Origin of the sequence: Burkholderia sp. S-53, from assembly GCF_025560745.1 — a bacterium.
Lineage (GTDB): Bacteria > Pseudomonadota > Gammaproteobacteria > Burkholderiales > Burkholderiaceae > Burkholderia > Burkholderia pyrrocinia.
This window is the reverse complement of sequence record NZ_CP090483.1, coordinates 787,931-807,403: the sequence shown is the minus strand read 5'-3', so window position 1 is coordinate 807,403 and position 19,473 is coordinate 787,931. Positions and strand designations below refer to the sequence as shown.

The following is a 19,473-nucleotide window of genomic DNA, read 5'->3' as shown; positions in this document are numbered from 1 at the left end:
AACGGATGAATCGCCGTATGACGCACCGTGTAACCTGGCTGCGCGCAGCCGCAGCTTTCTGCGTCGTCGGCGCGGCGTGGTCGGCCGCGCCGGCGCACGCCGGCGTGTTCGACGACAACGAAGCGCGCCGCGCCGTGCTCGACCTGCGCAGCAAGACCGACAACCTGACGAGCCAGTTGTCCGCCGCCCAGCGTACGATCCTCGATCAATCCGGCCGTCTCGACCAGCTTAACCAGCAGGTCGCGACGCTGCGCGGCGAGAACGAGGACCTGACGAACCGGCTGACGACGCTCGAGCGGCAGCAGAAGGAGTACTACCAGGATCTCGACACGCGGCTCAAGAAGTTCGAGCCGCAGCAGGCGACGATCGACGGTGTCGAAGGCACCGTGCAGCCGGGTGAAACGGATGCGCTCAGCGCGGCGCAGCAGCAGTTCCGCAACGGCAACTTCAAGGCGGCGGCGGCTTCGTTCCGCAGCTTCATCGCGAAGTATCCGCAGAGCCCCTACCAGCCGACCGCGCAGTACTGGCTCGGCAATGCGCAATACGCGCTGCGCGATTACCGCGGTTCGACTGCGACGTGGCAAGGGATCGTGAGCAAGTACCCGCAGCATCCGCGCGCGGCAGACGCCCTCGTGGCGATCGGTACGAACCAGCTCGAACAAGGCCAGAAGGCGGCCGCGAAGAAGACGTTCGAGCAGGTGGTGTCGCAATACGCCGGGTCGAACGCGGCGCAGACGGCGCAAGGCAAGCTCGAAACGATCAAATAATTATCGTGGCGGATTGTTGACAGGCCGATAATCCGTCGCTATAATTTTTTGCTCTTTGGGTCGCTAGCCAAGCCGCATCAGCTACAGCCTGAAGCCGTTTTTTTGTTCTCGAGCAGTTTTTGAGGACGTGGGGTGGTAACTCAGTTGGTTAGAGTATCTGACTTTTAATCAGAGAGTCGAGGGTTCGAGTCCCTCCCACCCTACCATCTATCTTTTGATAGTTGCAATTGAAGCCTCCCGCGTGGAGGCTTTTTTGCGTCTGCCTCCTGCCGTGTCGGCCTCGAATTTTCCACTTCCTCTCCGATTGCGTGCGCAAGCATCCGGCATCCTTGCCCGCTCCTCCGCCGTCGCCGCTCCGGCGCACGCAACCGCACGATCCCCCGCCTTCAAGTCAGCGCACGCTCACGTCGCGCAACACCGCACCGTATCCCGCATACAGGTTGCCATCGGGCAGCAACCGCTGCTGCGCGAGCTGCCGGTGCACGACCGACAGGTTATGGAACGGCATCCGCGTGTACAGATGATGTTCGATATGGAAGTGGATCGCGTGCGGGCCGAACAGGAACGTCTGCCACGAACGCCGGACGATCGTGCGCGCGTTGCGGCTCTGGTCGTCGCAAGCCGGCAGCCCCGCGTGCTCGAAGATCGCGCGCACCTGCCCGGCGAGCGGCAACAGCGTGACGGATGGCACGATCCACAACCCGATGTACAGCAGCGGATGTCCGGCCAGCGCCAGCGCGCCGAACAGCACGCCGTTGCCGGCCAGCATCGATGCGACTTCCCACGCCGCATACGCGCGCGACTTGCCGACTTTCGGCAACGCATGCGCAAACTCGCCGCGCGCGAGCTTCACGATGCTCGTCACGTAGCCGATCCCGCACGCGTAGGCGAGCAGCCGGCCGAACAGCCGCCCGCGTGTCACCGGATAGTCGTGAACGCCGAACAGCAGCGCGACGGGATCGTCCGACTGCATCGGCGCGCGATGATGCTTCAGATGGCCCGCGCGATACGTGCGCAGCGACAGCCACAGCGGGCCGGCCGCGAACAACTGACCGAGCGCGTCGTTGACGCGCCGGTTCCGTGCCAGCAACCCGTGCGCGCCTTCGTGCATCATCACCGCGAGCGCAAGCTGGCTGCGCGCGATCACGATCGCCGCTAGCGCGTACACGAGCGGATGCGGGAATGCGATCGCAACCGCGAACGCGGCGGCAATCATCAGCCAGTCGCCTGCCAGCGCCGCGCCGATGCGCGACGCGTTCACGCGAAACAGTGCGGGATCGGGCACGAACCGCGCGAGCTCGGCGTTCGATCCGGCGTGATGAACCTGGGCATCCGTCACGCGAGCCTCCTGTGCAGCGAACGGCGCTCGACCCACAGCGCGCTGGCCATCGCGAGCGCCACGCCGCCCAGCACGTCGGCAACCGTGTGCTGCTTGAGCGTCAACGTCGACCCACAGATCAGCAACCCGATCGCCGTTGCCGCGATCCGGCGCCGGTCCGCGAGCATCCGGCAGGCGAGGCACGTCACCGCGACGTGCAGGCTCGGAAAACCGTTGGCCGCGAAATCGAGCTGCCACATGCGCGCAAGACGTTGGCGCACGAACGCATTGCCGATCTCCGCGACATCCGGCCTCGGCACCGCTTCCGGAAACAGCAGGAAGGACACGATACCGAGCACGAATGCGATCAGCACGGCCTGCTTGAACGCGGCGAACGCGGATGGCCGTGCATACGCGGCAAGCGCAATCACGAACGGAAAGAAGCCGACATAGATGGCCCACGACCACGCGATGAACGGAATCCGCGCATCGATCGCCGTGGCGAACACATAGCGCGGCGTGACGCCGCGCTCCAGCAAAAGGAAGATCGCAAGGCCGGCTACCATGCCGAACGTCGCGGCCAGCATCTGCCGGATATCGAGCCGGCGCTCGTCGCGAAACGACAACGTGTTCATCGCGGCGCCGGCGCCTCGCATCGCGTATCGGCGTCGATCGCCTGCGCCCGCGGGCGCAACGCGAGGACACGCGACGTCCATGCATTCACACGTGCACGCGCATGCTCGCGACCGGCGATCGTTCCCGCCGGTGTGCCGGGATTGCACATCAGCTCGGTTGCGGCCTGCCCGACTTCGTGCCGGAACGCGGCCGCATCGCCGCGCCACGTGACGACGCGGTGCACGAGTTGCAGCCGTGCCGCGCGCGCGGCGTTGCTCGCCTGCTCGGGCTGATCGGTCAGCACGAGCAGGATCGGACGGCGATACACGCGCGCGATCGACAGCGCGGCCATGCCGGGCGCCGATACGATCAGCGGCGCATGTGCGGCGCGCGTCGGCCAGTCCGCGTCGATGCCGGTCCAGCCGTCGTGCCCGGCGTAACCCTCGCCCACGCGGTGCGTGGCGAGCCCCGCGTCGCGCATGCCGGCCGACAGCGCATCGGCAATCGCGACATCGCGAAAGTGCGGGTTCAGATAAATGGCCGCGGCAGCCGGTTCCGAAGCCGGCAGTTCGGCGGCGACCGGCACCGGCGTCGGCAGCCGGCAATGCAGGTGCGAGCGCGGTGCATCGTCGGGGACGTCGTACGCGAAATCGTGCTCGATGCAGCCCAGCGCCGAATCGATCTGCCAGTCGACGATCCGCGCGAAAGTACGCGCCAGCGCGCGCGGCAGCCGCTCGTCGAAGTTCGCGGTCAACGCGCGGCGGAGACTGCCGCCATACACGTGAACGATGCGACGCCGCCAGCCCGGCACCGCGCCCATGAACAGCAGCGCCGGATGAAACGAGTCGTTGATCACGAGATCGGCATCGCGGACGAACGCGCGCAGCCGCGCGATGTCGCGCAGCATGCGCGTCGGCCGGAACACGTAGTGCGCGACGTTGCGATCGGTCGCGTCGCGCAGCATGTTCTGCCGTTCGTCGAACTGCACCGCGTAGTGACGGGACAGCACGGCCGCGTCGATGCCGAATGCCGACAGGAATGCCTGCCCCGCATCGGACGTCGTCAGCACGTCGACCTGCGCACCGGCCGCGCGCAACGCATGCACGAGCAGTTGCGCACGCATCAGGTGGCCGCGCGCGTCGGCCGTCGCGAGATAGACGATGCGCGGCATCATGCGCGCGGCCGCAGTGCCTGGACCCAGCCGACCGCGTACATAGCCAGCGACCACGTCACGCTGAAACCGGCTTCGATCGCACGGATCTGGTCCAGCAACGCGGCGAGATGCGCAACCTCGGACGGCGCAACGAGACGGCGCAGCGTGTCCGAGCAGAGCCGGACGTGCCGCGTTTCGTCGGCGAGCACGCGTGCGAGCAGCGGATACAGCGGATGCGCTTCGCCGATCGTCGCGCAGTGGCGCGCGAGCACGCGCATCGCCATTTGCTCCGCGCACAGGGCCGTCGCATAGAACGGCACCATCACTCCTTGCGCGAATTTCGGCGCGTAACGCTGCGCGAGCCGACGCCATCGCATGATCTTGCGCCGGGTCAGCCAGTCGGGTTCGTGCGGCTCCGTCGAAGCCGCGACACCGCGCACGCGCAGCGCGTCGGCAAACGCGCTCGCGTGACGTCGTTCGTCCGCGAGGTGCTGCTCGAGCCGCAGCGCGAGCCAGCCCGAAGGCTGTTCGGTCCAGTCCTCGTGCAGCGCACACTCGGTCGCTTCTTCGCCGATCAGGTACATGCGCAACAGCCAGCGCTCGCCATGCGGGCTGCGATGCAGCCGCCGGAGCGCCGCCCGCTTGATGCGATCGACGAGATAGGCACGTGCCCGCGCCACGCCGCGCGGCACGGGCGCATCGAGACAGTCGAAGCGCTCGCCGTGCGACGCCTGCGGCGAAGCGGGCAGTTCCCGCGCCGAGGTCATGCGGGCACGCCTCGTGCAGACGCTGATTTCGTCGCGGCCGCCGCAGCAGCAGCCGAATCGCGACGCCAGCCGAGGATCAGGCCGACGAAGCTTTCCTGCATGAACGCATGCGCGGATGCGGCCGCGCCCGCGAATGCCTCCTCGTGGCCGTTCACGCGCAGATAGCCGTTGCCGTCGCGCGCGCCGAATTCGATCCGGTCGTTCTTCCTGAAGCCGCGCTCGCGCACGTCCTTCACGAGTGCACTGCCGTCGAGACCGAACAGGAACAGCTCGCGCTGCGCGACCCACACCGGAATGTGATTGCTCAGCACATCGAAACGGATCGACCACGTGCCGGACGCGAGCGCGCGATCGACGTCGGCATCGTGCGGTGCGTTCGACGTGAAGCTCGCGCGCGCGACCGACTTCGTCAGGCCGCCGACGCCGAGCGCGATCGTGATGTCGTCCGCCGACGGCTGCTTCGGATCGCTCGCGCTCACCTTCACGAGATGGCGCGCGAGCCGCGATGCCAGCGACGGATGCGCGAACAGCGCAAGCGTTTCATCCGGCGTGAGCATGTCGCGCTCGCCGTCGCCCTCCTTCACCCGCACACGATAAGGATCGATCCGGACATCGGTGAACTTGCCGCGCACGGGCGCATGAACGTACACGTCGCGATCCCACTTCGCGCCATCGCGACGCAGCAGCACGTGCACGCTCAACGGCACGCGCCGGCCGTCGCCGTCGACGCCCGTGCCCTGCAACAGCACGTCGCCGAGCACGTCCTTCGTGCGGCGATTCGCATCGCTCGAGAAAACGACCGCGTGTGCGTCGGTATCGATGCTCGCGTGAACGTCGGACGCATCGAGCGCGACGCGATTGCAGTCCGTCGCGGCCGCGCTCGCAAACGGGCAGCCGCTTTGCGACGCGAAGTGGACGATCCCGCGCCCCGCGTGATCGACCGGCGCGGCATGGGCGCCGGCGCTGGCGGCAAACAGGGCGAGGCAGGCAACACGGGTGGCGAGTGAGGGCATGGTCGTCGTCGGGATGGATGCAGGGTGTCGGCGGTCGTGGCGGCACCGCGTCAATGACGGTGATAGGACAGCGCTTCGAGATCGCGCCGGGCCGATGCGCGCCCGGTGAGACCGCAACCGCGCGCGATCGCGCCGAGCGTATCGACGCCGGACGCGACGATCGTGACGCCGACCGCCGCGAGATAGCGGGCGGCGCCGAGCCGCGGCAGCTGCTGGCGATTGAGCGCGCGCAGGCTGTAGCCGAGTCGCATCGCCATCACGCAGAACGGGCCGAGCGGGCCGCTGCGTCCGAACCACTGCCAGTTGCGCGGCAGATACGCGTTCACGAGATACGGCGTCAGCGCGACGCTGTCCTCGCCGCGCATCCAGCGCAGCTTCAGCGATTCGCGATGCGTGTCCGGCAGCCGATGCTCGGTGTGGGCGTCCGGCGCGAATTCGATGGCCACGCCGGCAGCCTGCATCCGCAGCCCCATCACCTGGCAATGCGCGCGATAGACGCCATCGAGCGGCTCGTAGCGGAATTGCGCGAACACGTCGCGCCGGAACGCAACGTTGTTCGCGTAGAAGTTACACGTCGCGCCGTCGCGCAGCGGGCTCGGGAAATACATGAAATCGATCGACGTCAGCGCGATGCCGAGCACGTTCGGCGCATAGCTGGTGCGCCCCGCCACCGCGACGGGCGCATCGCCCGCGTCGCGTGCAAACGGCGCGAGCAGGTGCTCGAGCCAGTCGTCGGCCGGCCGGCAATCGGCATCGCCGAACACGACGATGTCGCAGCGCTCCGCGTCGACGCGGTCGAACCCATCGTTCTTCGCATCGTAGTAGCCGGTGCTCGCGCCGATCTCGACGAAATCGATCGGGCGGCCGGCCAGCGCGGCGATCTGCGCGCACGCATCGGCAGGCAGGCCGTCGTGCGTGATGATCCATTGCGCGAGTGCCGCCGGCGGCACGGTCTGCTTCGACAGCGCCGACACGAGGCGCTTCAGGCTGTCGACGGCCTGAGCAAGGCCGGCGCCGCCGCGCAGGTTGTTCGTCTCCAGCACGAGCGCGGCCCTCGCGGCCACGGAACTGGCGGCCGCGCGCGTGCGCGGAGCGGTTTCTTCTGTGATGTCTGGCATCCTGAATTTCTCCATCGTCATGCGCACCGGCATGGATGAAACGAATCGGCGGGGAGTCCGCAGCGTACCGGCGAATGCGGTTCGCCCACGGCCTTCGTCGCGAAACGGGCGGCCCCGTGGGCGCCCGCCTCGCGTGCCGTCACTCCTGGACGGACGACGCGGAATCGGAGTCGGTAAAGCGCGGCTTCGCGCTCTGCAGGTCGCGCGTGTTCTTCTGCACGGCCACCGCGCCGAACAGCGCGAGCACGAACGACATCGCGTAGAAGCCCTTCTCGCTCAACTGCAGCGTTGCGTTGAAGAGGCCGACGACCAGCAGCGCGATCGACAGCAGCAGCGCGATCCAGCTGAGGCCGTAATAGATGCCCGTGACGGGAATGCCTTCCGCGCGGTCGCGGACGCTTTTCTGCAGCGAGATCGCCGCATAGAGGCCGAACACCAGCACGGTGAAGTAGTAGCCCTTCTCGTTGAGCTGCATGCCGGCGTTCCAGAGTCCGATCAGGAATGCCGCGAAGCCGGCGAGCAGCGCGGCCCACGATGCGGCCACGAACGCGAACGACGGCTGCTGGATGGTGGTCTGGTTCATTGCTTTGCCCTCTCTTTCTTCTTGTTCGAAATCGTTTTCGTTGAACTGCGTTTCGCGCATGGTAGCAGCTTTGGCGCACGCCAAGACGGTCGCGCTTGCAGTCTTACATTGCGCGCTGCGCGCGCCGCCAGCGCCCGGGCGTCGTGCCGAGCACCGCGCGAAACGCCTTGCCGAAGGCCGCCTCGGACTGATAGCCGACCGCCTGGCCAATCTCCGCCTGGCCGCGCTGCGTGTCCTGCAGCAGCGCGCAGGCGTGCATCATCCGGATCTGCGCGACGAACGCGCCGACGCTCATCCCGGCCTTCTCGCGGAAATGCCGCGCATACGTCGCGCGCGACATCGCCGCTGCGTCGCCGAGCGACTCGACCGTCCACGGCTGCTCCGGCGCCTGCAGCACGGCCTGGACCGACGGGCCGAGCCGCGTATCGGCTGCGAGCGCGAGCCAGCCGGACGGCACGCGCGCGTCGCGGCCGTAGGCGCGCAACGCATACGCGAGCAGCGCCTGGCCGAGCGCGTTCACGATCGCGCCGCCGCCCGGCTGCACATTCGACGCTTCGGTGCGCAGCACGCTCGTCAGCAGTTGCAGCGGCGCGAACCCCGACACCTCGCGCAACCCGACGTGCAGCACCTGCGGCAGCGTGCGCATCAGCAGTTCGCCGGCGCCGCGCGCATAGACGAAACGTCCGCAGAGCAGGTCCACGCTCGCGCTGCCCGGTTCGGCCGCATCGAGATTCGACTTGACCGGCAGCACCGCGCCGCCGGCGGTGCCCGATTCGCGCAGCGGTGCGACCGGCCGCGAGCGGCCGGCCCCCGCATCGAGCAGGTCGTGCGCGCTGCCGGCGGGCAGCAGCACGAAATCGCCGTCGGCGAGCTGCAGCGTGCGCCCGTCGGCGGTACGCAGCCGGCACGTTCCGGCCAGCAGCAGGTGGAACGCCGCCTCGCCGGGCGGCAACGGGTCGTGCGGCATCGCGAACGGCCCGTCGAGCAGGCAGCGCACGTCGAGTTCGACATGGCTACGGCCCAGCGACAGCAGTTGACTCAACGCATCCATGAGACGATCGCGCTAAAAATTGACACTCTAGCGTATCGAAACCCTCATCGCGAGCGATCAGAATAGCCCTGCATCGCCCGAGATCGCGGCGTCCGCCGCCCTCCCAACCTCTTCTCGAAAAGGACGCATCATGCTGAACTGGAACGAATACCGGAAGGAACTCTCGACGCGCATCGGCGATATCGCCAAGCTGTCGCCCGATACGCTGGCCGGCTACCAGGCGCTGGCGGGCGCCGGCGCCAAGACGGGCCATCTCGACGCGAAGACGCGCGAGCTGATCGCGCTCGCCGTGGCCGTCACGACGCGCTGCGACGGCTGTATCGCCGTTCACACGGCCGAAGCGACGAAGCATGGCGCAACCAGGGAGGAAGTGGCGGAAGCGCTCGGCGTCGCGATTGCGCTGAATGCGGGCGCGGCGCTCGTGTATTCGGCGCGCGTGATGGACGCGCTCGGCGACTGACCGTGGCGGCCGCGGCGGCGCCGTCGCGGGCCGCCCCGCTGCATGGCCGGGCGGTTGCGCATCGCACGTACGGATGCGGCACGTATGAGGATTGGGCGCCGTGCCCGCCCGGTCGACCGTCCCGGCACGCGCAGGCGCGACCGCCCCGCGAAGTCGGCTACCATGCGCGAACGATCCATCGTGAAGGAGCGCACCATGTGCCGCTGGCTCGCCTATACCGGTAATCCGATCCATCTCGAGACCGTGCTGTTCCGCGCGAAGCATTCGCTGATCGACCAGAGCCTGCATTCGGAGCTCGGCGCCACGACCACCAATGGCGACGGCTTCGGCATCGGCTGGTACGGGCACCCCGACGAACTGCCGTTCCGCTACCGCTCCGTGCATCCCGCGTGGAACGACCGCAACCTGCGCGAAGCCGCGCGCGCGATCCGTTCGCGGATGTTCATCGCGCATATCCGCGCGGCGACCGACACGCCCGTGCAGGAAACCAACTGCCACCCGTTTCGCCACGGCCGCTGGCTGTTCGCGCACAACGGGCTGATCCGCGATTTCCACAAGCTGCGCCGCGACCTGACGATGACGGTCGATCCCGCGCTGTTCCCGACGCTCGAAGGCTCGACCGACTCCGAGCTGATGTTCCGCCTCGCGCTGACGTACGGCCTCGAGCAGACGCCGCTGCCGGCGCTCGAGCGGATGGTCGGCGTGGTCGAGGAAACCGCCGCGCGGCATCGTGTGGCCAACCCGCTCAACATGACGATCTGCGCGACCGACGGCGAACGGATCATCGCGGTGCGCTACTCGAGCGAACGGCAATCGCGTTCGCTGTTCCACAGCACGTCGTTCAAGCACCTGCACGAGCTGTATCCGCATAACCCGCGCATCGCCGAAGCGGGCGACGACGCGTTCATGGTCGTGTCCGAACCGCTCGTCGACCTGCGCGGCGCGTGGGAGGAAGTGCCGGAGGGCATGGCGATCGTCGCGCATGGGGCCGATGTGCAGCAGCGGCCGTTCGGGCCGCGGCACAAGTAGCCGCAGGCACGACAGTGACGCGCGGTCACGCGCGGCGCGAGAACCGCATCCGGACCGAATCGCGTTCGGCAGGCAGCCTGCGCGAGCACGACGTTGTTCGAATCGTACGCGCGCCTAAACCATGCCGATCTCGCGACGCTCGCCCATCAAGCCTTTCGTTGCCCGCCCGATCGCGCATCGTACGCTCTCCATGCGCCGGTTTCCGTCGGACTCCGCAATACGACGAGACGTAAGGAATCTTTGCTGATCGACGTGTCAGGCGAGCGTTGACGAACGCGCCGGCCACCAGGCCCGTTGTCTCATGGCGCCGCGTCGGCTATAAAGGGCCCATCGATCGAGCCCCTTGCGTTCGATCGTCACCCGTCCCCTTCCCACTCCCGGAGACTCCATGATCGATCTCGCCACCGCCCAGCAATTCCTGATGACCCGCGGCCTCGACTTCGGCCTCAACCTCCTCGCCGCGCTCGTCCTGTGGTTCGTCGGCCGCTGGGCGATCCGCATCGCCACCCGCCTGCTCGGCAAGGTCGTACGCCGCAGCGGCAAGGTCGACCCGACGCTGACCGACTACCTGACCTCCGTCGTCAGCGTGCTGCTGACGGTCCTGCTGATCCTCGCGATCCTGCAGATCTTCGGCGTGCAGACCACCTCGTTCGCCGCGCTGCTCGCCGGCCTCGGCCTCGCGATCGGCACCGCCTGGGGCGGCCTGCTCGCGCATTTCGCCGCCGGCGTCTTCATGCAGGTGCTGCGCCCGTTCAAGATCGGCGACGTGATCAACGCGGGCGGCGTCACGGGCACGGTGAAGGAGCTCGGCCTGTTCGGCACGACGATCATCACGCCCGACAACATCGTGACGATCGTCGGCAACAACAAGATCTTTTCGGACAACATCGCGAACTACAGCGCAACGTCGCACCGCCGCGTCGACCTGACCGCGAAGATCGCGAACGGCGTCGATGCGGCCGACGCGATCAACCGCCTGAAAGCGTCGATCCAGCAGATCCCGAACGTGCTGACCAACCCGGCACCGGACGTCGGCGTGTTCCAGTTCACGCCGGAAGGCCCGTTGCTGTTCGTGCGCCCGTCCACGGCGCCCGAGAACTACTGGCAGGTGTACTGCGACACCAACCGCGTGATCCTCGACACGTTCCGCGACGCGCAATACCCGACGCCCGAAACGCCGGTCTCGCATCGCAACGCATAACGGCGGCGCCGAACGAAAAAAAAAGCGTGGCAATTCAAATTGCCACGCTTTTTTATTGCACCGAAAAGGAAGGAGCGCGCGCCCGCTCAGCGCCCGCCCGTCTTCTGCGCATGGTCCGACTGCCGCCCGCGCACGAGCTTCCATACCGCGCCGAGCGCGACCGGCACGATCGCCGCGCCGATCCCGACCAGCACGATCACGTTCAGGTACTGGCGGATGAACGGGATGTTGCCGAAGAAATAGCCGAGCAGCACGAGCAGCAGCACCCACACCAGCGCGCCGATCACGTTGAAGAGCTGGAAGCGCGTGGCGCTCATCGACGACGCACCCGCGACGAACGGCGCGAACGTGCGCACGACCGGGATGAAGCGCGCGAGCACGATCGTCTTGCCGCCGTGCTTGTCGTAGAACGAGTGGGTCTTCTGCAGCGCGGCGCGATCGAGGAAGCGTTCGAGCACCGGGATATGCGTATTGAATACCTTCGGGCCGACCCAGCGGCCGATCAGGTAGTTCACGGTGTTGCCGGAGATCGCCGCGACGAGCAGCAGCACGATCAGCGCGCCGACGTTCATTTCGCCCGTCGCCGCGAACGCGCCGCCGATGAACAGCAGCGAATCGCCGGGCAGGAACGGGAACACGACGAGCCCCGTCTCGCAGAACACGATCAGGAACAGCACGAGATAGACCCATGCGCCGTACTGCCGGATGAAATCGCCGAGGAATGCGTCGATATGCAGGACGAGATTGACGAAATGAAGCAGCGTATCCAAATGCGATCCTCGAAGGCGAAAGGGCCGGAACGGCCGGAACTGGCGGAACTGGCGGAAGCGCCCGCCGGCCAAGGCCGGCGCGCGTGACGGACCCATGATACCGAAACTACCTTAAGGCTCCGTGAAAAAACGTAACCTCGGGTCGCCCCGGCACGCATCCGCCGCCTCGCTATAATTCGGCCATGTCCGATATCACCGAAACGGCCGCAGGCGCCGCGCCCGCCCCCGCTCCGCGCCCGCTGCGCGCGATCCAGCCCCTGCCCGACCAGCTGATCAGCCAGATCGCCGCGGGCGAAGTGGTCGAACGCCCGGCGTCGGTCGTCAAGGAGCTGCTCGAGAACGCGATGGACGCGGGCGCATCCACGCTGCGCATCGTGCTGGAAGAAGGCGGCGTCAAGCGCATCTCGATCACCGACGACGGCTGCGGGATTCCGCCCGACGAGCTGGCGCTCGCGCTGATGCGCCATGCGACCAGCAAGATCCGTTCGCTCGAGGAGCTCGAGGCGGTCGCGACGCTCGGGTTCCGCGGCGAAGCGCTCGCGTCGATCGCGTCGGTCGCCGAGATGTCGATCACGAGCCGGACGGCCGATGCCGCGCATGCGATGAAGATCGATGCGCAGACAGGCGTGCTGTCGCCCGCCGCCGGCTCGACCGGCACGACGATCGAGGTGCGCGAGCTGTACTTCAACACGCCCGCGCGGCGCAAGTTCCTGAAGAGCGAGCAGACCGAGTTCGGCCACTGCCTGGAAATGATCCGCCGCGCGGCGCTCGCACGGCCGGACGTCGCGATCTCGGTGCTGCACAACGGCAAGGCCGTCGAGCACTGGAACGCGACCGAGCCCGCGCAGCGCGTCGCGAAGATCCTCGGCGACAGCTTCGCGACCGCGCACCTGCCGCTCGACGAGCAGGCCGGCCCGCTCGCCGTCTACGGTTGCGCAGGCCTGCCGACCGCAAGCCGCGGGCGCGCGGACCAGCAGTATTTCTTCGTCAACGGCCGTTTCGTGCGCGACAAGCTGCTGACGCACGCGGTGCGCGCGGCCTACGAGGACGTGCTGCACGGCGACCGCTACCCGTCGTACGTGCTGTTCCTCGACCTGCCGCCCGAAGCCGTCGACGTGAACGTGCATCCGTCGAAGATCGAGGTGCGCTTCCGCGATTCGCGCTCGATCCACCAGTACGTGTTCCATGCAGTGCAGCGCGCGCTCGCGCGCCACGCGGGCGCGTCGCCGGAAACCACCGCGGGCGGCCACGCCGCGCATCTCGAACCCGCGCCGCGCGGGCCCGCATCGTTCCTGGACACGCCGCTCGGCCAGAGCCACGGCCCGGCTACCGGTGGCAGTGGCGGCAGCGGCTTCTCGTCGCCGTCGTCGTCATCGGGCAACACCTGGATGCGCCAGGCACGGATGACGCAGGGCACGCTGCCCGTCGCGCAGCCGCTCGCGCTCTACGACGCGCTGTTCGGTCGCAAGGACGCCGGCGCGGGCACGCCGGACGGCACGACGAGCTTCGCCCGCGATTCGGCCGACGCGCCGGGTGCGCCGCTGCCGGGCTTCACCGCATCGCCGATCGCCGCCACCACGCACGACGAGCAGCCGCTCGGCTTCGCGCTCGGCCAGATCCACGGCATCTACGTGCTCGCGCAGAACGCGCACGGTCTCGTGATCGTCGACATGCACGCGGCGCACGAGCGGATCCTGTACGAACAGTTCAAGAACGCGCTCGCCGATCGCTCGGTCGCCGTGCAGTCGCTGCTGCTGCCGGTGTCGATGACGGCCACGCCGATCGAGATCGGCACGGTCGAGGAAGAGCGCGACACGCTCGAATCGCTCGGCTTCGATCTCGCGGTGCTGTCGCCGACGACGCTCGCGATCCGTGCGGTGCCGGCGCTGCTGAAGGATGCCGACCTGCAGTCGCTCGCGCGCGCGGTGCTCGCCGACCTGCACGCATTCGGCGGCTCGCGCGTGCTGACCGAGCGTCAGCACGAACTGCTCGGCACGCTCGCGTGCCACCACGCGGTGCGCGCGAACCGGCGCCTGACGCTCGACGAGATGAACGCGCTGCTGCGCCAGATGGAAGCAACCGAGCGCGCGGACCAGTGCAATCACGGCCGGCCGACGTGGTATCAGCTCACGCTGAACGACCTCGACCGCCTGTTCATGCGTGGCCAATGAGCGCGGCACCGCCCTCCACCCCGACGACGATCGCCTGCCTGCTCGGCCCCACCGCTTCGGGCAAGACGGCCGCGGCGCTGGCGCTCGCCGCGCGCCGCCCGATCGAGATCGTCAGCGTCGATTCGGCGCTCGTCTACCGCGACATGGATATCGGCACCGCGAAACCGACGCGCGACGAGCGCGCGAGCGTGCCGCATCACCTGATCGACATCATCGACCCGGCCGACGCGTACTCGGCCGCGGAATTCCGCGCGGACACGCTGCGCCTGATCGGCGAGATCGCCGCGCGCGGCCGCACGCCGCTGCTCGCGGGCGGCACGATGCTGTACTACAAGGCGCTGGCGCAGGGGCTCAACGACCTGCCGGGCGCCGATCCGGACGTGCGCGCGAAACTCGACGCCGACGCCGCGCGCGACGGCTGGCCCGCGCTGCACGCGCGGCTCGCGCAGGTCGATCCCGACACGGCCGCGCGGCTCGCGCCGAACGATTCGCAGCGGATCCAGCGCGCGCTCGAGATCTTCATGCTGAGCGGGCAGCCGATGTCGGCGCTGCTCGCCGCGCCGCGGCGCGCGGACGATGCCGCAGCCGCGTACCGCTTCGTGCCGGTCGCGCTCGAACCGTCGGATCGCGCGGTACTGCACGCACGGATCGCGCAGCGCTTCGACGCGATGCTCGACGCGGGCTTCATCGACGAAGTCGAACGGCTGCGCCGTCGCGACGATCTCCATCCCGACCTGCCGTCGATGCGCTGCGTCGGCTACCGGCAGGCGTGGGAATTCCTCGACGGCGACACCGACTACCGGACGATGCGCGACAAGGGCATCTTCGCGACACGCCAGCTCTGCAAGCGCCAGCTCACGTGGCTGCGCGCGATGCCGGAGCGGATCGTCGTCGACTGCATCGCGCCGGACTCGACGGCCCGCGCGCTCGACGCGCTCGAACGCGTACTCGACGGCCGCGCGCCGGGCTGAGCGGGCCGCCGGCTGCCCGCGTCAGCCGCGCTGGCGCGCTGCCAGATGCGCGCGGGCGCCATCGACGATCAGCGCGACGCCGCGCTCGAACGCTTCGTCGCCGCCGCGCTCGCGCAGCGCGGCCCATCCCTTCGCGAGCAGCGGATACTCGGCCGCGTCCGGCAGCGGCGCGTCGGCGTCGTCGCCCGCGTCCGCCTGCTCCTCCAGCACCCATCCGACCACGAAGCGACCGAGCGCATACATCACGTCGACCGCTTCATCCGGCGCGAAGCCCGCATCGCCGAGCAGCGCGACCTTGCGTTCGATCGAACCGAAATGCAGCGCGCGCGGCCGCGTGCCGGCATGCAGGCGCGCACCGTCGCGATAGGCGAGCAGTGCGCGGCGGAAACTGCGCGCGTTGTCGGCGAGCCACGCATCCCACGCTTCGCCCGGCCGCGGCAGCGACGCGTCGTGGCGCTCGAGCATGATCGCTTCGGCCATCGCGTCGAGCAGTTCGGCCTTGTTCTTGAAATGCCAGTAAAGCGTCGGCGACTGCACGCCGAGCCGCTCGGCGAGCCGCCGCGTGGACAACCCGTCGATCCCGACCTCGTCGAGCAATTCGAGCGCCGCGCGCAATACCGTGTCGCGCGTCAATCGCGCCCCCGTGTCCTTCATCTCTATCACCGATAGGGAAACCGTGGAATAATCACCACTCTATCATCGATAGAGTGACCTTCTTGAATCCATCCCTGATTGCCATCCTGGCCACGGTCCTGCTCGACGCGATCGGCGTCGGGATCGTGATGCCGATCCTGCCCGGCCTGCTGCGCTCGCTCGCCGGCGCGGGCAGCACCGACACGCACTACGGCGTCCTGCTCGCGCTGTACGCGTTCGCGCAGTTCCTGTGTGCGCCGTTGCTCGGCGCACTGAGCGACCGCTTCGGCCGCCGGCCCGTGCTGCTCGCGTCGCTCGCGGGCGCCGCGCTCGACTACCTGCTGATGGCGCTCGCGCCGACGCTCGCGTGGCTTTACGCGGGGCGCCTGATCGCGGGCATCACGGGCGCGAACGTCGCGGTCGCGACCGCGTACGTCACCGACGTCACGGCCGAACCCGACCGCGCCAAGCGCTTCGGGCAGCTCGGCGCGATGATGGGCATCGGCTTCATCGCGGGCCCGCTGATCGGCGGGCTGCTCGGCGCGCTGCACCTCCGTGCGCCGTTCGTCGCGGCTGCGCTGCTCAATGCGCTGAATCTCGTGCTCGTGTGGCGCGCGCTGCCGGAATCGCGGCCGCGCTCGGCCCGCGAAGGCCGCGCGGTCGCCGCGCTCAACCCGTTCGCGAGCCTGCGCCGGCTGAGCGGCGCACCCGCGCTCGTGCCGCTGATCGGCATCTACGTGATCGTCGCGCTGGTGTCGCAGGCGCCCGCGACGCTGTGGATCCTGTACGGCCGGGAGCATTTCGGCTGGTCGACACCGATCGCGGGGCTGTCGCTCGCGGGCTACGGCGCGTGCCATGCGCTCGCGCAGGCGTTCGCGATCGGGCCGCTGATCGCACGGCTCGGCGAGCGCCGCGCACTCGCGCTGGGGCTCGCGGGCGACGCGCTCGGGCTCGTGGCGATCGCGTTTGCGACGTCCGCATGGGTGCCGTTCGCGCTGCTGCCGCTGTTCGCGGCGGGCGGCATGACGCTGCCGGCGCTGCAGGCGATGCTCGCGCGGCAGGTCAACGATGCGCGCCAGGGCGAACTGCAAGGCACGCTCGCGAGCGTGGCCAGCCTGATCGGCGTCGCGGGCCCGCTGGTCGTCACCGCGACCTATGCGGCGACGCGCACGACGTGGCCGGGGCTCGTTTGGGCCGCGGCCGCGCTGCTCTATCTGCTCGTGCCGCCGTTGCTGGCCGGCGCGCGTCCGGCTGGCGCGCCGCGGCCCTCCGCCTGAACGACGGCGGGCGCCGCCGCGCACATCGCCGCGCTCAGTGCGCGAGCGTCACGAGATTCGCATCGCGCACGAGCTGCCAGCGGCCGTCGGCCTTGCGGAAGATCGTCAGCGTATGGCCCGAGCGGCGGATCGTTTCGCCGCCCGGCGGCGTCGCGTCGATCTCGAGGAAATTGCGCATGTACGCCCAGTCGCCGATCACGCGCAGTTCGTCGATCCGGTAGCGGCCGTCGACCTTCGGTGCGTGCTCCGCACCCGCGTTCGCTTCACGCGACGCGGCCGCGAACGCCGCCTTGTCGAACGGCGGCTTGCCGGCCACCATGAAGATCGCGTCGTCGGCGATCAGGTCGAGCACGGTCGCCAGATCGCCGCGCCGGCTCGACACGAACCAGTTTTCCACGAGCTCGCGGATCGCACGTTCGTCTTCGGTCATCGTCGTCCCTCCTTCATCGGCGCCGCGCGGCGCCCGAAAAAAAAGCCGCCCGGATCGACTCCGGGCGGCTTTCCTTGCTGCATCTGCTGCTGGCGGTGCGTCAGACCACGACCGTTTGCGCCTCGCCTTCGCGGGTCGCACGCACGGTGCCGATCTTCCACACCTGTTCGCCGGCGGCGGTCAGGTCGGCGATCGCTGCGTCGGCATCGGCCGCCGCGACGATCACGGCCATGCCGATCCCGCAGTTGAACACGCGGTGCATTTCCGCATCGGCGACGCCGCCGTGCTCCTGCAGCCACTTGAACAGCGGCGGCAGCGGCCATGCATTCTGGTCGAGCTCGGCGGTCAGGCCTTCGCGCAGCACGCGCGGAATGTTCTCGACGAGGCCGCCGCCCGTGATGTGCGCCATGCCCTTCACCGACAGCTTCTGCATCAGCGCGAGCAGCGGCTTCACGTAGATGCGGGTCGGCGCCATCAGCGCGTCGGCGAGCGAGCGGCCGTGGAAATCGGCCGACAGGTCGGGGTTCGCGCGCTCGATGATCTTGCGCACGAGCGAGAAGCCGTTCGAGTGGATGCCGCTCGATGCGAGGCCCAGCACCACGTCGCCTTCGGCGATCGTGCTGCCGTCGATGATCTTGCTCTTCTCGACCGCGCCGACCGCGAAACCGGCCAGGTCGTATTCGCCGTCCGGGTACATGCCCGGCATTTCGGCCGTTTCGCCGCCGATCAGCGCGCAGCCCGACAGTTCGCAACCCTGCGCGATGCCCTTGACGACCGTGGCGGCCGTGTCGACGTCGAGCTTGCCGCACGCGAAGTAGTCGAGGAAGAACAGCGGCTCGGCGCCCTGCACGAGGATGTCGTTCACGCTCATCGCGACCAGGTCCTGGCCGACGGTGTCGTGTTTGTTCAGATGAAACGCCAGCTTGAGCTTGGTGCCCACGCCGTCGGTGCCCGACACGAGCACGGGCTCGCGATACTTCTTCGGCACCTCGAACAGCGCGCCGAACCCGCCGATGCCGCCGAGCACGCCGTCGCGCAGGGTTTTCTTCGCAAAAGGCTTGATCTTGTCGATGAGCGCGTCGCCTGCGTCGATGTCGACGCCTGCGTCGCGATAGGACAGACCCTGAGCGTCAGGAGCGGATTTCGGAGGATTCATGGGGGAATGCGAGAAGGTCGGTAAAATGCGATTTTACCCGAAGCCGGCCCGTTGGCCGGAATTCCCAGCACCGAATCGTCAGGGATTGCATCTTGGTCAACACGTCCCCGTTTTCATCGCCCAGCGAGCCGCGCCGAAACCCGCGCGCCGCCGTGCGTGCGGTCGCGCGTGCAGCCCACGGAGTGGCAGTCCCCGGCGCGTGCCCGGCGTACGGCACGCGTATCTTCAACCGACCCGCATTGTGACTGTGTCCCGTCAACTGACGCTCGATCTCGGCACGCCGCCGCCCGCCACGTTCGACAACTTCATCATGAGCGAGGAGAACGACGAGCTCATCACGCGGCTGCAAAAGCTCGACCTCGCGCTCGCGGCGGGCCCCGTGCCGGACCGGTCGTTCTACATCTGGGGCGAACCCGGCAGCGGCCGCACCCACCTGCTGCAGGCGCTCGTGAGCGACGCGTCGTACGGCTATGCGCGCTACCTGACGCCGCAGAGCCCGCTCGGCGCGTTCACGTTCGACCCGCGCATCGGCATCTACGCGATCGACGACTGCGACCGGATGACCGACACGCAGCAGGTCGCGCTGTTCAACCTGTTCAACGAAGTCCGCGCGCATCCGTCGAGCGCGTTCGTCGCGGCGGGCCCCGCGGCGCCGCTCGCGCTCGACGTGCGCGAGGATCTCCGCACGCGCCTCGGCTGGGGGCTCGTGTTCCACCTGTCGCCGCCGTCCGACGCCGGCAAGATCGCCGTGCTCAAGCTCGCGGCGAAGGAGCGCGGGATCGCGCTCACCGACGACATCGCCGCCTACCTGCTGACCCATTTCCGCCGCGACATGCCGAGCCTGATGGCGCTGCTCGACGCGCTCGACCGCTTCTCGCTCGAGCAGAAACGCGCCGTCACGCTGCCGCTGCTGCGCCGGATGCTCGCGCGTCCCGGCGACGACATCACACCACCGGGCACGGGCCCGAACCGCTTCGAGTAAAATGCGCT

Annotated in this window: 20 protein-coding genes and 1 tRNA gene; 9 read left to right on the top strand and 12 right to left on the bottom strand. The window is 68.6% G+C overall.

Translation table 11 applies throughout. From position 1 onward, the window contains the following. Window positions 1-17 precede the first annotated feature (17 nt). Together ybgF and LXM88_RS08750 are read left to right on the top strand one after the other, a co-directional pair. Window positions 18-767, top strand: coding sequence for a tol-pal system protein YbgF (gene ybgF / locus LXM88_RS08755; protein ID WP_262541114.1), 750 nt, complete (start codon window positions 18-20; stop codon window positions 765-767). 129 nt (window positions 768-896) lie between these two features. Continuing rightward, window positions 897-973, top strand: a tRNA-Lys gene (locus tag LXM88_RS08750). A 185-nt stretch (window positions 974-1,158) separates the two neighbouring features. Here LXM88_RS08750 and LXM88_RS08745 read toward each other — a convergent pair. The 8 genes from LXM88_RS08745 to LXM88_RS08710 all read right to left on the bottom strand — a co-directional run bounded on the left by LXM88_RS08745 (window position 1,159) and on the right by LXM88_RS08710 (window position 8,385). Next, on the bottom strand, window positions 1,159-2,106 hold the full coding sequence (locus tag LXM88_RS08745) for a fatty acid desaturase family protein (RefSeq protein WP_262541113.1): 948 nt from the start codon (window positions 2,104-2,106) through the stop codon (window positions 1,159-1,161). Continuing rightward, window positions 2,103-2,720, bottom strand: a complete 618-nt coding sequence (locus LXM88_RS08740) for a phosphatase PAP2 family protein (protein ID WP_262541111.1) — start codon at window positions 2,718-2,720, stop codon at window positions 2,103-2,105. The genes LXM88_RS08745 and LXM88_RS08740 overlap by 4 nt, the downstream gene beginning before the upstream one ends. Further along, window positions 2,717-3,874, bottom strand: a complete 1,158-nt coding sequence (locus LXM88_RS08735) for a hypothetical protein (protein ID WP_262541109.1) — start codon at window positions 3,872-3,874, stop codon at window positions 2,717-2,719. Before LXM88_RS08735 ends, LXM88_RS08740 begins: the two co-directional genes overlap by 4 nt. Continuing rightward, window positions 3,871-4,620, bottom strand: a complete 750-nt coding sequence (locus tag LXM88_RS08730; RefSeq protein ID WP_262541106.1) for a hypothetical protein — start codon at window positions 4,618-4,620, stop codon at window positions 3,871-3,873. The genes LXM88_RS08735 and LXM88_RS08730 overlap by 4 nt, the downstream gene beginning before the upstream one ends. Next, the gene (locus LXM88_RS08725) at window positions 4,617-5,633 is read right to left on the bottom strand and encodes a hypothetical protein (protein ID WP_262541104.1); all 1,017 of its coding nucleotides are present in this window, start codon (window positions 5,631-5,633) and stop codon (window positions 4,617-4,619) included. The genes LXM88_RS08730 and LXM88_RS08725 overlap by 4 nt, the downstream gene beginning before the upstream one ends. A gap of 50 nt (window positions 5,634-5,683) precedes the next feature. Next, a complete protein-coding gene (locus tag LXM88_RS08720; protein WP_262541102.1) occupies window positions 5,684-6,751 on the bottom strand; it encodes a glycosyltransferase in 1,068 nt (355 codons plus the stop codon). Between the two features lie 139 nt (window positions 6,752-6,890). Next, window positions 6,891-7,334, bottom strand: a complete 444-nt coding sequence (gene yiaA / locus LXM88_RS08715; protein ID WP_262541100.1) for an inner membrane protein YiaA — start codon at window positions 7,332-7,334, stop codon at window positions 6,891-6,893. A gap of 103 nt (window positions 7,335-7,437) precedes the next feature. Continuing rightward, window positions 7,438-8,385 (bottom strand): cupin domain-containing protein, encoded by a 948-nt coding sequence (locus LXM88_RS08710; protein WP_262541098.1) that lies wholly within the window; start codon window positions 8,383-8,385, stop codon window positions 7,438-7,440. A 130-nt stretch (window positions 8,386-8,515) separates the two neighbouring features. On the opposite strand from LXM88_RS08710, the gene LXM88_RS08705 reads away from it, so the two are divergent. From LXM88_RS08705 to LXM88_RS08695, 3 genes are all read left to right on the top strand, one after another. Continuing rightward, window positions 8,516-8,845: a carboxymuconolactone decarboxylase family protein gene (locus LXM88_RS08705; protein ID WP_034182812.1), complete on the top strand. Its 330-nt coding sequence runs from the start codon at window positions 8,516-8,518 to the stop codon at window positions 8,843-8,845. 195 nt (window positions 8,846-9,040) lie between these two features. Further along, the gene (locus tag LXM88_RS08700; RefSeq protein WP_096473141.1) at window positions 9,041-9,874 is read left to right on the top strand and encodes a class II glutamine amidotransferase; all 834 of its coding nucleotides are present in this window, start codon (window positions 9,041-9,043) and stop codon (window positions 9,872-9,874) included. Window positions 9,875-10,262: 388 nt separating this feature from the next. Next, a complete protein-coding gene (locus tag LXM88_RS08695; RefSeq protein ID WP_262541096.1) occupies window positions 10,263-11,075 on the top strand; it encodes a mechanosensitive ion channel family protein in 813 nt (270 codons plus the stop codon). A gap of 86 nt (window positions 11,076-11,161) precedes the next feature. Here LXM88_RS08695 and LXM88_RS08690 read toward each other — a convergent pair whose 3' ends face one another. Then, window positions 11,162-11,845, bottom strand: coding sequence for a DedA family protein (locus tag LXM88_RS08690; RefSeq protein WP_262541095.1), 684 nt, complete (start codon window positions 11,843-11,845; stop codon window positions 11,162-11,164). A 182-nt stretch (window positions 11,846-12,027) separates the two neighbouring features. Between LXM88_RS08690 and mutL the strand changes: the two genes are divergently transcribed. Both mutL and miaA read left to right on the top strand, forming a co-directional pair. Next, window positions 12,028-14,016 (top strand): DNA mismatch repair endonuclease MutL, encoded by a 1,989-nt coding sequence (mutL, locus tag LXM88_RS08685; protein ID WP_262541093.1) that lies wholly within the window; start codon window positions 12,028-12,030, stop codon window positions 14,014-14,016. After that, entirely contained in the window at window positions 14,013-14,987 is a 975-nt protein-coding gene (gene miaA, locus LXM88_RS08680) for a tRNA (adenosine(37)-N6)-dimethylallyltransferase MiaA (protein ID WP_262541091.1), read from the top strand. Before mutL ends, miaA begins: the two co-directional genes overlap by 4 nt. 21 nt (window positions 14,988-15,008) lie before the next feature. On the opposite strand, the gene tetR is transcribed toward miaA, so the two are convergent. Further along, entirely contained in the window at window positions 15,009-15,641 is a 633-nt protein-coding gene (gene tetR, locus LXM88_RS08675) for a tetracycline resistance transcriptional repressor TetR (protein WP_262541089.1), read from the bottom strand. Between the two features lie 62 nt (window positions 15,642-15,703). On the opposite strand from tetR, the gene tet reads away from it, so the two are divergent. After that, window positions 15,704-16,897 carry a Tet(A)/Tet(B)/Tet(C) family tetracycline efflux MFS transporter gene (gene tet, locus LXM88_RS08670; RefSeq protein WP_262541087.1) on the top strand — a complete coding sequence of 398 codons (1,194 nt, stop codon included), beginning with the start codon at window positions 15,704-15,706 and terminating at the stop codon, window positions 16,895-16,897. A gap of 34 nt (window positions 16,898-16,931) precedes the next feature. On the opposite strand, the gene LXM88_RS08665 is transcribed toward tet, so the two are convergent. Both LXM88_RS08665 and purM read right to left on the bottom strand, forming a co-directional pair. After that, complete coding sequence (locus LXM88_RS08665) at window positions 16,932-17,327, bottom strand: YybH family protein (protein ID WP_047899878.1); 396 nt, start codon at window positions 17,325-17,327, stop codon at window positions 16,932-16,934. Between the two features lie 100 nt (window positions 17,328-17,427). Continuing rightward, window positions 17,428-18,483 (bottom strand): phosphoribosylformylglycinamidine cyclo-ligase, encoded by a 1,056-nt coding sequence (purM, locus tag LXM88_RS08660; protein WP_034182804.1) that lies wholly within the window; start codon window positions 18,481-18,483, stop codon window positions 17,428-17,430. Window positions 18,484-18,724: 241 nt separating this feature from the next. Here purM and hda point away from each other — a divergent pair, with 241 nt between their 5' ends. After that, entirely contained in the window at window positions 18,725-19,465 is a 741-nt protein-coding gene (gene hda / locus LXM88_RS08655) for a DnaA regulatory inactivator Hda (RefSeq protein WP_279613270.1), read from the top strand. Window positions 19,466-19,473: the final 8 nt, after the last annotated feature.

Coding starts and splice junctions, on each gene's coding strand:
- ybgF (WP_262541114.1), top strand. CDS start 18: ATGACGCACCGTGTAACCTGGCTGCGCGCAGCCGCAGCTTTCTGCGTC.
- LXM88_RS08740 (WP_262541111.1), bottom strand. CDS start 2,720: ATGAACACGTTGTCGTTTCGCGACGAGCGCCGGCTCGATATCCGGCAG.
- LXM88_RS08735 (WP_262541109.1), bottom strand. CDS start 3,874: ATGATGCCGCGCATCGTCTATCTCGCGACGGCCGACGCGCGCGGCCAC.
- LXM88_RS08730 (WP_262541106.1), bottom strand. CDS start 4,620: ATGACCTCGGCGCGGGAACTGCCCGCTTCGCCGCAGGCGTCGCACGGC.
- LXM88_RS08725 (WP_262541104.1), bottom strand. CDS start 5,633: ATGCCCTCACTCGCCACCCGTGTTGCCTGCCTCGCCCTGTTTGCCGCC.
- LXM88_RS08720 (WP_262541102.1), bottom strand. CDS start 6,751: ATGCCAGACATCACAGAAGAAACCGCTCCGCGCACGCGCGCGGCCGCC.
- yiaA (WP_262541100.1), bottom strand. CDS start 7,334: ATGAACCAGACCACCATCCAGCAGCCGTCGTTCGCGTTCGTGGCCGCA.
- LXM88_RS08710 (WP_262541098.1), bottom strand. CDS start 8,385: ATGGATGCGTTGAGTCAACTGCTGTCGCTGGGCCGTAGCCATGTCGAA.
- LXM88_RS08705 (WP_034182812.1), top strand. CDS start 8,516: ATGCTGAACTGGAACGAATACCGGAAGGAACTCTCGACGCGCATCGGC.
- LXM88_RS08700 (WP_096473141.1), top strand. CDS start 9,041: ATGTGCCGCTGGCTCGCCTATACCGGTAATCCGATCCATCTCGAGACC.
- LXM88_RS08695 (WP_262541096.1), top strand. CDS start 10,263: ATGATCGATCTCGCCACCGCCCAGCAATTCCTGATGACCCGCGGCCTC.
- mutL (WP_262541093.1), top strand. CDS start 12,028: ATGTCCGATATCACCGAAACGGCCGCAGGCGCCGCGCCCGCCCCCGCT.
- miaA (WP_262541091.1), top strand. CDS start 14,013: ATGAGCGCGGCACCGCCCTCCACCCCGACGACGATCGCCTGCCTGCTC.
- tetR (WP_262541089.1), bottom strand. CDS start 15,641: ATGAAGGACACGGGGGCGCGATTGACGCGCGACACGGTATTGCGCGCG.
- LXM88_RS08665 (WP_047899878.1), bottom strand. CDS start 17,327: ATGACCGAAGACGAACGTGCGATCCGCGAGCTCGTGGAAAACTGGTTC.
- purM (WP_034182804.1), bottom strand. CDS start 18,483: ATGAATCCTCCGAAATCCGCTCCTGACGCTCAGGGTCTGTCCTATCGC.